Annotated in this window: 11 protein-coding genes; all 11 read right to left on the bottom strand. The window is 47.2% G+C overall.

The window, feature by feature from the left end:
• A partial coding sequence (locus tag NW212_RS04115) for a hypothetical protein (protein WP_258337371.1) occupies nt 1-350 on the bottom strand: 350 nt, incomplete at its 3' end.
• A gap of 4 nt (nt 351-354) precedes the next feature.
• Nucleotides 355-852: a hypothetical protein gene (locus tag NW212_RS04110; RefSeq protein WP_258337370.1), complete on the bottom strand. Its 498-nt coding sequence runs from the start codon at nt 850-852 to the stop codon at nt 355-357.
• A 195-nt stretch (nt 853-1,047) separates the two neighbouring features.
• Nucleotides 1,048-1,512: a hypothetical protein gene (locus NW212_RS04105; RefSeq protein ID WP_258337369.1), complete on the bottom strand. Its 465-nt coding sequence runs from the start codon at nt 1,510-1,512 to the stop codon at nt 1,048-1,050.
• A 16-nt stretch (nt 1,513-1,528) separates the two neighbouring features.
• Nucleotides 1,529-2,707 (bottom strand): hypothetical protein, encoded by a 1,179-nt coding sequence (locus NW212_RS04100; RefSeq protein ID WP_258337368.1) that lies wholly within the window; start codon nt 2,705-2,707, stop codon nt 1,529-1,531.
• A gap of 369 nt (nt 2,708-3,076) precedes the next feature.
• Complete coding sequence (locus NW212_RS04095; RefSeq protein WP_258337367.1) at nt 3,077-3,496, bottom strand: hypothetical protein; 420 nt, start codon at nt 3,494-3,496, stop codon at nt 3,077-3,079.
• A 12-nt stretch (nt 3,497-3,508) separates the two neighbouring features.
• Nucleotides 3,509-5,059, bottom strand: a complete 1,551-nt coding sequence (locus NW212_RS04090) for a hypothetical protein (protein WP_258337366.1) — start codon at nt 5,057-5,059, stop codon at nt 3,509-3,511.
• Between the two features lie 151 nt (nt 5,060-5,210).
• The gene (locus tag NW212_RS04085) at nt 5,211-5,630 is read right to left on the bottom strand and encodes a hypothetical protein (RefSeq protein WP_258337365.1); all 420 of its coding nucleotides are present in this window, start codon (nt 5,628-5,630) and stop codon (nt 5,211-5,213) included.
• 6 nt (nt 5,631-5,636) lie between these two features.
• A complete protein-coding gene (locus NW212_RS04080; RefSeq protein ID WP_258337364.1) occupies nt 5,637-6,041 on the bottom strand; it encodes a hypothetical protein in 405 nt (134 codons plus the stop codon).
• Nucleotides 6,042-6,145: 104 nt separating this feature from the next.
• The gene (locus NW212_RS04075; RefSeq protein ID WP_258337363.1) at nt 6,146-7,732 is read right to left on the bottom strand and encodes a hypothetical protein; all 1,587 of its coding nucleotides are present in this window, start codon (nt 7,730-7,732) and stop codon (nt 6,146-6,148) included.
• 8 nt (nt 7,733-7,740) lie between these two features.
• The gene (locus NW212_RS04070) at nt 7,741-8,793 is read right to left on the bottom strand and encodes a hypothetical protein (RefSeq protein ID WP_258337362.1); all 1,053 of its coding nucleotides are present in this window, start codon (nt 8,791-8,793) and stop codon (nt 7,741-7,743) included.
• A gap of 28 nt (nt 8,794-8,821) precedes the next feature.
• Nucleotides 8,822-10,636 (bottom strand): transglutaminase-like domain-containing protein, encoded by a 1,815-nt coding sequence (locus tag NW212_RS04065; RefSeq protein WP_258337361.1) that lies wholly within the window; start codon nt 10,634-10,636, stop codon nt 8,822-8,824.
• Between the last annotated feature and the right edge of the window lie 629 nt (nt 10,637-11,265).

Here is an 11,265-nt window from a genome sequence, read left to right as displayed (position 1 = left end):
ATACCGACCTGAACAAAATTGTCGTTGCCCGTGTCAAGAGGATTATCGCTGTCATTGTTGCTGTCATCAGACCACGAATCATCATCGAACGTGCCGTCCCACCAGTCGTCCCAGAAGTCATCAACCCAGTCGTCCTCACCGCGGCTCACGGGCGTCCTCGGACGCGAACGCTGAAGCCAGACCTTGCCGAGTATCTTCTCCGAATGGAGCATGCGGAAAGTATAGTCCTCCCTGTCAACTGCACCGTCAATGTAGATGCCCTCGACCTTCTTGCCGTTCTCGTAACGGTTCACGCGCACACGGCGGCCCTCCAGGGTCGTATATACCTTCACGCCGGAATAGCTTCCCATCTCCTCACCGTTCGTCAGGACACGCCCGATGTCGCCGCCGAATGAAGAAGGCGATGAAGCAGCCCATACTGCCGCTCTTCGGATCCTTCACGACCAACAGCTTGTGCCAGCACTTCGTCTGATAAACCTTCCCACTGCCCTTGTCTACACGCAGCACACGGAAGCTGAAGTCAGAACGCACGGGAACATCCACGCTGTAAAGGGACGGTGCGTCCGTGGAAAGGCCCTCCTCCCAGCTTGGAACAAATTCGCCTACCGGAAGCATCAAGCGGCTGATATAGAACCCGTTGTCATGCTCCTCCGGTTCAACCGAACGGGAAGCCTTTCCGGATACATAGCTTTCAAAGAACGTCTTCGCCTCCTCCACGGAAAGACCCTTACCGTCGCCGCCATAAGGAACTTCCGTCGTCACCGGGAACTCGTCCACGCACCCCGACAGCAGCAGGGGAAGCAGAAGGAGCGGCAGCACATGCCGCCTGCAAAAATAACCAATTCTTTCCATTGTCATACTGCTTTCAATCATATTTTAAATCAGTCCTTTCCGTTTCATCCTCCGCTCAAAGTCATATTTCCACCAGCCCTGCCACGTCCACCGGAACATCCCGATGGAAACACATCAGCAGACAGAGAAGCAGGAGCGGCATTGCGCCGCTCCGCATGATAAAAAATTGCCCGCTATTCATTGCGACAATCCCCCCTACTTGAATTGATAAGTTTTGTCTATCACTTCCTTGTAAACATCTTTCTTATTCTTCAAAGATACAGCTTCTATCTGAACATGGATATCAACTGAATAAATATCATTTATATTACCCTTATATAATTTCTTTAGGTCGTAAACATACTTATTTTCACCGTACTTGAAAAGGAATTTGCCTTTTGTAGATTCAGATATAGGTAATTGTTCAAAAAGGAAAAACGATCTTCTAAAAAGCACTTTTCCACTCACATCTTTATATTTCAAGACCACAAAAGAAGAGACTCCAGATTTAACATAAGGGTCATGATTTGGATAAGGACATAAGCGGAACAATTTATCTGTACTATTTTTCACAACAAGAACCAACGTCCGGTCTGTCCGGTTAAAAGACAAATGCGTTTCTATTTGTGAAAATGCCACAAACGGAAACAAAACAAATATTATAATTAAAATAGTTCTCATATTTTTCTGTTCATTTTTAATCTGTCAATTTCTCTAATTCTCCATATTTCCACAACAGAAAGTCAACCATTCCTTCATAATAGTCAGATTTCTCTATCCCATTATTTTTTTCAGCCTGATAAGTTTCCACCTCATTGTGATACCATTGAGAAGATCTAATATCGGTGACATCTAAGTCTCCTTTTAAATGTGAATCGATAAAATCATCTCTAGCTTTCTCATCGGAAATATCTTTATAATACCAATTCAGATAAGTCTTAAAACTTAGGCAAATTTCATCCGGAGGCATTGATAAAGATATATGTCCACCTGAAGAAGTCATTTCTTTATTATGTTCATGATTTACATGATAAATTTCATGCCAAATAATGGAAGCCTGGTCATTGGATGAATACTTAAAGAACTCTTGACAAACTTCAATCGTATTGTCAGGAAGCGTTCTCGCATTTGACCAACACATTTCCTCATTCAAACGTATTTTGTACTGGCTCACATCAATCCCTTTGGCTTGCAATATTGGAGAAACGGCCCGTAACACATCAGACAAACCGGCCTCATTATAATTATGAGGACTCTGATTCACCTCCGTATTATCTGGAGAAACAACGTCATCCGTCTCATTCGATGTGCCATCTTCCGGAGAAGGGTCAACAGTACTGTCAGGAGTCGTGCTGCTCATCCATTCGTCATTCGTAAGACCGTCTGCACCCACACCGTCCCATATAGGGTCAGGAGTAACGACAATCTCATCAAACCAGCCGCCGTCATATATCTCATCGTAAGTGTCATCATAAGTGTAGTCCACATAATAGTCACCGTCATACTCCCCGCGGCTCAAAGGACGCCTGCCCCTCAATATTTGCAGGGAGGAAACAAGCGAACGCGCATAATCCGCTTTTGCACCCGACACACCCCTTTCCATCCCGTCCAGAAGAAACACGCCCTCCCGCTTCACGCCGTCCTTATAGGTGTCCACACGGGCCGTATAGGCAGAGTAAACGCACGAATAGACGGCGACGCCGCTGAAGCCGCCCTTGTCCGAACGGGTGATGAAACGTCCGCAGACGGAACTGCCGTAGCGTGCGTCATACGCCTTCGAGGGAATGAGCGTCAGGATATACTGCGACATACGATCCGACTTCACGTCCTTCACGATTATCAGATTCTGGTACACGCTCACCTGCTCGGCAGACACTGTACCGCGCCTTTCCTCTGCTCACAAAATCAGACTTCTGAGCCCTGACACACCCGATGAAAACATGCCAGCAGACAAAGAAGCAGGAGCGGCATTGCGCCGCTCTGCAAAATAAAATAATTTTCCAACTAAACAGCTAAAAAACAAATTCCTTATGCAAATGTTCCGATTCAAAACGATTGTCCTTCCTATAAGCTACCGCCAAAGAGACCTGGGCTTTTCTTGCATTCCACGCAAGTGCCTGAGTCAAATTATATACCTGTATGAACTGTTGCCCGGCCGGCAATTCTTTCAACGGAACCCACCTTCTATTTTGCGAATCATAATCCATCAACGGTAAAAATCTTGAAGCAGGAAACCTAACATGATTTAGAAAGTTATATATTTATCATACTTCTTTATATAAGGTTTATCATTCTCCTCTTTAACTATTACGGCTAACTTACAATAAACTCTAATAATTCCCTGTTTCTTATATGAAGAAATATCAATATCATAATTGTAACACTCTTTGGGCTTTATCAAAACAGCTAATTTATTTATCACAGGTAACATCTCATAATTCACATTTCCATCTTTATCCTTATAAGTAATAAGACAATGAGAACCATTCTCCATAGTTGGCTCCCGATGTTGAATTATATACATATCTTTTGATGTATTGTTCTGAACTGTATAATTTACAATATTCCCATTCAGTACAACACTAAAATTCACGTCTTGTCCTTTGAGATTTACACACGAACACAAAAGAGCGAAAAAAATCAAATATTTTATATAAGTTCCCATTGTTAATTCACTTTAATAATTATTATTACGAGCAGCTATAAGCTTTTGTTCATACATCCACACATTATAGTCTCTATTGTTTTTATAGTCTTCCGAAATAGAACCATCTGGAAATAATTCTTTTTCTTTTTCATAAGTTTCTAGTTCATTCTCATAATATTCAGAAGATATCACACTTATGACTGCAATTCTATCTCGATAATATAATTCAAGTTCTTTACTGTTGTCATCTGTTATGTTGAAATCATCTTTTACTTCATTTTTTATCCTTAATTCTATCTCCTCAGGGACTACCTTAGGGTCATATCTGGGTATTGAATGTGATTCACCACCTGCGTTATGACCATTTTGCAAATGATATATTTCATGCCACAATACACAAGTTCTGTCAAGAGCAAGAGGTAAATTGAAGTATCCATTTTTAAGCAAAATAGTTCCATCTTTACTAATCCCTCCATTCCCATTCCATTTACCTTTTTGGATTCTCAATCCATTAAGATTCAAATTTGGGAAACGCTGCTGCAAAGATGTTATCGCACTTTTTACTTTCTGAAGTTCACTCGCATTAAACCCTGAAAACTGCACGTCAGGTTCTCCAGACTGCTCCTGATTTCCTCCGTTATCAGAAGTAGTAACGTCATCCGTCTCATTCGATGTGCCATCTTCAGGAGAAGGGTCAACAGTGCTGTCAGGAGTCGTGCTGCTCATCCATTCGTCATTCGTAAGGCCGTCTGCACCCACACCGTCCCATACAGGGTCAGGAGTAACGACGATCTCATCAAACCAGCCGCCGTCATATATCTCATCGTAAGTGTCATCATAAGTGTAGTCCACATAATAGTCACCGTCATACTCCCCGCGGCTCAAAGGACGCCTGCCCCTCAATATCTGCAGGGAGGAAACGAGCGAACGCGCATAATCCGCTTTTGCATCCGACACATCCCTGTCCGTATGATTCAGAAGAAACACGCCCTCCCGCTTCACGCCGTCCTTATAGGTGTCCACACGGGCCGTATAGGCAGAGTAAACGCACGAATAGACGGCGATACCGCTGAAGCCACCCTTGTCCGAACGGGTGATGAAGCGGTCGCAGACGGAACTGCCGTAGCGTGCGTCATACGCCTTCGAGGGAATGAGCGTCAGGATGTACTGCGACATACGATCCGACTTCACGTCCTTCACGATTATCAGCTTCTGGTATACGCTCACCTGTTCGGCAGACACCGTGCCGTGCCTTTCCTCCGCATAGACGGCCTTGTACCTGTAATCCGCCTCGATGGGAACGTCATAACAGGCCAGCCCGTTGCTGGAAGAACCTACCGCACCGTCCCAGTCAGGCACGAAGTCACCGGGAGAAAGAGCCTTCATCTCCGACTCCCCACGCGAACGCGCGCCTTCCTTTTCCGCCTCGCTGCGGAAATACTCCTGAGCCTCCTCCAGTGCAAACTCCTTCAGTTCAGTCTGCACAGCAGGAGAAGGAAGGAACTCGTCCGTACATCCCGCCAGCCAGAAGACAAAGACTGGCAGGAGAAAAGCCCTACAATAACAATACTTTTTCTTCATAACATCACCTATTTAAGTCCTTTCCGTTTCATCCGACGCTCAAGATCATACTTCCACACATCCGCCGGGACATCCCGATGGAAACAGATCTGCAGACAAAGAAACAGGAGCGGCATTCCGCCGCTCCGCACGATACCTATACACCGCAGGTTCATGGAATTTCTTTCACTAACCTGACAATCTTATACTCGCCCTGTTCATCCCGAAACGACAAGCTGGCAACGGCGCTGATTTCTTCAATAATTCCATCCGGAATATAACGAGATATATCAATGGTACGGACATAGCTTTCTCCCAGATCCACTTTTATGATTTGTTTGTCCAGTATCGGCAAAATATAATCACAAATCATGCCGTCTGGTTTCTTGCATCGTATAAAAAGATGGGAGCCGGTACCCAAATTCACATAAGTTTCACGCAACAATACAAACTTTTCTCCATGATTAACGACTTTGTAAATCACTTCGTTTCCATCTCTTGCTACACTAAAATCTACATCCTGACTTTTAAGGCACAAGACAGGAAAGAAACAAAACACACAGAAACATATTAATTTTAACTTTTTTATCATGAATGCTCAAAAGCTTAGATGTTTGCTGATTTTTTTTGTATAGCCCTTTCCATTTTTATCCTTACCAACTACTACCGCTTTGCAATAAATTTCTACAGGCTGTTGATGCTTATAGTCCGTCAAGCAGATATCATAAATATATCTTTCTTCTGACTTAATCAAGACGAGGCGCCTATCCATAACCGGAAGTATTTTTGAGTTATTATTACAAGCAATGACACAATGTGACCCTCCTTCTATATTGGCCTCACTGTTCTGCAACAAATATATATCATTCCCAGTCTTGTTCACAACTATATAATGCAGCACATTGTCAACGACATTAATCTGAAAATCAACATTTTGGCATCTTGCACCATAACAGATTCCAAACAAGAACACAATGATTGTACATTTAACATAGAGTTTCATATTTCATAATTTAAATGATTAGACATAACAATAAAATATAAATAGATACTTTTCAACAAGATCTATATCACCAACGACTCTGATTTTGTATTTGTAGAAGTTTACTATTCTCCATTTGTCTTATTATTTTTTTCTGCCTCTATATGCTGTTCATAACTCCATATCTTAAATTCTCGCTCCATTCTATATCCATCAGACACAAAACTATCAGGATACAATTCTTTTTCTTTTCCATATGTTTCTAATTCATTTATATAAAATTCTATCGATTTCACAGAATCTATTGTTATTTCATTTTTATAACATTCTTCAAGTAACACACTATCAATCCCCGGCACCCACTCTTTTAACTCCTCTTTTATTTTTTCCTCTATTTCTGGCGGTACATAAGAAGGCATGAACGTCGAAACACCGTATAATTTAGTACTTGCATTATGATTATTTTGCCAATGATATATTTCATGCCATAATATTGCTACCTGATCATTAGGTGAAGGTATGGCATATCCGACTTTTGTACTTAAATCTGTCGGACCAAAGAATTTGTCACTCAATAAAATCACGCCATTGTTAACCCCTGCATATCCAACTGTAATTCCTTTCTCTATTTTTAAAGCATCAAGTTTCAGTTCCGGAAGACGCTGCTGCAAAGATGTTATCGCACTTTTTACTTTCTGAAGTTCACTCGCATTGAATCCTGAAAGCTGCACGTCAGGTTCTTCAGGAGCCTGCGGCTGATTTCCTCCGTCATCAGAAGTGGTAACGTCATCCGTCTCATTCGATGTGCCATCTTCAGGAGAAGGGTCAACAGTGCTGTCTGGAGTAGTGCTGCTCATCCATTCGTCATTCGTAAGGCCGTCTGCACCCACACCGTCCCATACAGGGTCAGGAGTAACGACGATCTCATCAAACCAGCCGCCGTCATATATCTCATCGTAAGTGTCATCATAAGTGTAGTCCACATAATAGTCACCGTCATACTCCCCGCGGCTCAAAGGACGCCTGCCCCTCAATATTTGCAGGGAGGAAACGAGCGAACGCGCATAATCCGCTTTTGCATCCGACACACCCCTTTCCATCCCGTCCAGAAGAAACACGCCCTCCCGCTTCACGCCGTCCTTATAGGTGTCCACACGGGCCGTATAGGCAGAGTAAACGCACGAATAGACGGCGACGCCGCTGAAGCCGCCCTTGTCCGAACGGGTGATGAAACGTCCGCAGACGGAACTGCCGTAGCGTGCGTCATACGCCTTCGAGGGAATGAGCGTCAGGATATACTGCGACATACGCTCCGACTTCACGTCCTTCACGATTATCAGCTTCTGGTATACGCTCACCTGTTCGGCAGACACCGTGCCGTGTCTTTCCTCCGCATAGACAGCCTTGTACCTGTAATCCGCCTCAATGGGAACGTCATAACAAGCCAGCCCGTTGCTGGAAGAACCTACCGCACCGTCCCAGTCAGGCACGAAGTCACCGGGAGAAAGAGCCTTCACCTCCGACTCCCCACGCGAACGCACACCTTCCTTTTCCGCCTCGCTGCGGAAATATTCCTGGGCCTCCTCCAGCGCAAACTCCTTCAGTTCAGTCTGCACAGCAGGAGAAGGAAGGAACTCGTCCGTACATCCTGCCAGCCAACAGACAAAGGCAGGCAGGAGAGAAGCGCCATAATAACAATACTTTTTCTTCATAACACAAACTATTTAAGTCCTTTCCGTTTCATCCTCCGCTCAAAGTCATATTTCCACCAGCCCTGCCACTTTACGTAGTTCTCCGCAGAGAACAGCGGCTTGACTTTCTGGCAGAATTTGTCGCCCAGCTTGTCCAGCCGCGCATAGCGGTCAGCCGGCGAGAGTTTCTTCGCGTTCAGAATCTTGTATTCCTCAATGGCATACTTGTTGTATTCCGCCTTGAACTTAGTCACCTGCGACAGGTTCAGGCCGTAGCGGTTCTGCAAGGTATAGTCCAGCACGGCGGCATTCACCTTCTTCCACCGGTTCGCCACGTCCGCCGGAACGGAAGCGAAAATTTCCTGCTCCTTCTTCTCGTCGTTCTTCATAGACTCCACCTCCTTCTCGGCATACTTCTTCTTCGTCTTCAGGATGTCGGCACGCTTCTTTCTGAACTTCAGCTCTATCTCCGCAATGGTGTGGCCGTTCTTATACGAAGTCTTGTACTTGTCCATGTTCATCAGCGCCATGAAGTCCAGCATCTTGTTCTCGATGTACCAGTTGCCCACGTCCGTGCCGAGCAGCTTGCGGATTTCTCCGTTCAACTCAGCTATCATGTCCGCCTCCTTCGCCTGCTTCCGGGCTTCCGTATCGCTGCCCTTCCACATCGCTTCACGCTCCTTCTCCCATTCGCCCTCCAGCTTGTGTAGGGCAAGCATCTTGTCACGCGGAGTGAGCTTCACCTCGCTCAGCATCTGGTAGCGTTCCAGTTCCTGCGTAATCCGGCTCCATGTGCGCGAGCGTCCCTTGTCGAAAAGTTGGCTGATGGTGTCGCCGTACAGATGGTAAAGCTTCTTCTGCTCGGCCCTGAAACGCTCCGCACTCATCACCCTGTCCTTCAGCCTGTCGTTGGCCTTGAGCAGCCGCTTGCGGAGCTGCTCGTAGTTGCGCGTCTTGATGCTGTGGATGTGGTAGGTCGCGGTCATATACGGCCTGCGGTCCTTGTTGGTCGCATCCTGCATCTGCTGCGCATAGCCCGCACTTCCAATCAGAAGCGCGGACAGAAACAGAATTGTTCTCATAAACTTTATTTTAAAAGGTTCTTGTCTCTTACCACCATACCTGCCGCCCGTTCTCGTATGTGAACGGACGTTCCTCCCTGCCCCGTGTCAGGTCGCGCAGCCAGAGCAGCGCATGTTCCGGCACATTCTCATAGACCAGCGTGTCGGAAGAGGCGGTGCGCACGCCCAGGCTCTTCCATCCCCCGTCCCACCAGAACAGCTCATACGAGTCGCGGGAGTTGACCGCGTTGTCGTCGTTGCGGGGAGCAAAGCCGATCGAGCCGACAGCCGTCGGCCTGCCCATGTCGGCACCCGCCCACAGCTCAATGCCTCCGCCCGTCTGGTAATAGGTGAGCGGATCGGAATCGAACACATTGTCTGCCAGACTGTCTTCCGAAAGGGCTTCGCAAACCACCGGACGGAACGGTATCGGACTGCCGTCCGGACGGTACAAGGCAAGTTCCGCAATGCTGAACGTGCCTTTCGGGCGGATGTAGCGGACATAACGGAACGCCTTGTCCGTGTCCGGAACAACACGCTGCATCCGGCATTCCGGCGTGTCCAGAATGCGGTAAACGGTTTCCGCATCCGAGAAGTCCGCCCGGTTCGCACCCTCAAACCGTCCCATCACCATCAGCTTCGCGAAGCTGACGATGCGGGCGTTCAGCGGATATTTCCGGAGCAGCCGCACCGTTTCACGGACTGCCGTGTCCGGAATGATTTCACGGACGGCACTGTCGGAAACGATTACGGGATTGCCCGCAGCTTCAGCCCTGCCGCTGTTCCAGCGGACGGGAAGATACACCACCCCGTCGCCCAGCCCCTCTGCCTCGCTCTCTTTCGGCATGTCAAGGCGTGTACCTGTACTTACATCTTTAAACAGGCCGGTATGGGATTCGGCGACCGGATTCCAGCCGCCCGGAAGGAACGCGGCAAGATAAAGGCCGCCTTTCCGCCCGTTCCCCTTCGCATTGATTTCCACGTCACGGGAACCGACCCGATGGAGGGAGGTCACGTCCAGCAGGTCCCCGTAACGGAACAGTTCCGGAATGGAAGAGTCATTGCCGGACGGTCCGCCGCCCTGCAGTTCATACATCTTACGGTAAATCTTGGTGGGCTTGCGCGAGAGGTAGCCGTCGCCCGTCGCCTTGTCCGTATTCTGGAGCGGATAGACGGAACCGTCTGGCAAGATGACCGACACGAACGAATGCCCGTTGTTGCTGCTGCCCCATTGGGGGACAAACTCGTAGGCAGACGGGATGCCGGCGGCCCGCAATGCCATGACAAGCAGGGCGGTACGGTCGTCACACTTGCCGAAGCCGTTCTTCATGAGCGAGGAATACGACTGGGGAAGGTCGCCGTAGCTTGCCGGAGAGAGGTCGAGCCTTACCTGCGCGTTGACGGCATCGGCGGCTTCCTTTATTCCCATTCCCTTTTCCGGAGCAAAACGGTTCGGGCAGTCCTCTTTCCACCCGTATTCCAGCGGCTCGTTCGCCACACGGTATGGAAGTATGTATTCCAGAAACTGCCCGAAGCTGTAGTCTTTCAGATAGGGCGATGACCCGCGCAGGGCAAACGAGGCTTCAAGCGAGCGGACCAGCGAATCGGCCTTCACCACGTCCACGTCATAGACGGGCCTGCCGCCCGTCACGGAATACTTGCCGGGCATGTTGCAGACCAGGAAGCAGGCGGCTTCGTACTTTTTCCTATCGCCGCCGTCCTTGTAATGTTCCAGAAAACGGGAAAGTTCTTCCCCATTGGTTGCGGAGGTCTCGGCAACCTCCCACGCTCCGTCCTCGTATCTGTTCGATGTACAGCCGCACACGAACAGAATGAACAACAGAATAAGACCTGTGCTTCTCATAACTTTAAGGTTTAGCATGTTTTGTGTAAAGAAAAAGATTTTTTTACAAATATGCAAACAAATACCTTGAAATAAAACTGGACAAAAGCTGCATTAACACAAGACAAACAAAACAACAGAAATTAAGACACAGAAATATAACATTCATTCACCTTTCACAAAGGGACTTCCATCATTTGACAAACTGACACAATGACAATCCGAAGGACCGAGATTCCGCCATTTCCGAGCTCCGGCAGAACATGGCAGAAATTACGCAGGGAGAACCGTTCAAACGGAATCACTTTTCCACCGCAAACCGCATTTCCATGGCATAAGCAAAGAATCCGACAAACAGAACCGGCAGAAAGCCAAGAATACGGCATAATCCGAACATTTTATCATTTCAAAAGTATCATTTTTCACAAGGATTCCAGAAAAAGAAACGGGGCAGAACAGACTGATTCAAAAAGATAACGGGACATTTTTCTGACATATTCCAACATCCTGCAAGGAATGACGGGGAATCTGACATGAAATGTCCCGTCATTTCCCGCATAAAAACGCTTCTTTTTTACCGGCAGATGCAATTTCGCCCCTACTTGCAAGCCCTATAAAAGGGATAAATGCCGAATTTTATTAACAATTCA

It is taken from the genome of Bacteroides sp. ET225, from assembly GCF_024733745.1.
GTDB lineage: Bacteria > Bacteroidota > Bacteroidia > Bacteroidales > Bacteroidaceae > Phocaeicola > Phocaeicola excrementipullorum.
This window is presented reverse-complemented; position numbering and strand designations above follow the sequence as displayed.

What these genes read in the sequence shown, in the direction of transcription:
- NW212_RS04110 (WP_258337370.1), bottom strand. Translation starts at nt 852, where the DNA reads ATGGAAAGAATTGGTTATTTTTGCAGGCGGCATGTGCTGCCGCTCCTT.
- NW212_RS04105 (WP_258337369.1), bottom strand. Translation starts at nt 1,512, where the DNA reads ATGAGAACTATTTTAATTATAATATTTGTTTTGTTTCCGTTTGTGGCA.
- NW212_RS04095 (WP_258337367.1), bottom strand. Translation starts at nt 3,496, where the DNA reads ATGGGAACTTATATAAAATATTTGATTTTTTTCGCTCTTTTGTGTTCG.
- NW212_RS04090 (WP_258337366.1), bottom strand. Translation starts at nt 5,059, where the DNA reads ATGAAGAAAAAGTATTGTTATTGTAGGGCTTTTCTCCTGCCAGTCTTT.
- NW212_RS04085 (WP_258337365.1), bottom strand. Translation starts at nt 5,630, where the DNA reads ATGATAAAAAAGTTAAAATTAATATGTTTCTGTGTGTTTTGTTTCTTT.
- NW212_RS04080 (WP_258337364.1), bottom strand. Translation starts at nt 6,041, where the DNA reads ATGAAACTCTATGTTAAATGTACAATCATTGTGTTCTTGTTTGGAATC.
- NW212_RS04075 (WP_258337363.1), bottom strand. Translation starts at nt 7,732, where the DNA reads ATGAAGAAAAAGTATTGTTATTATGGCGCTTCTCTCCTGCCTGCCTTT.
- NW212_RS04070 (WP_258337362.1), bottom strand. Translation starts at nt 8,793, where the DNA reads ATGAGAACAATTCTGTTTCTGTCCGCGCTTCTGATTGGAAGTGCGGGC.
- NW212_RS04065 (WP_258337361.1), bottom strand. Translation starts at nt 10,636, where the DNA reads ATGAGAAGCACAGGTCTTATTCTGTTGTTCATTCTGTTCGTGTGCGGC.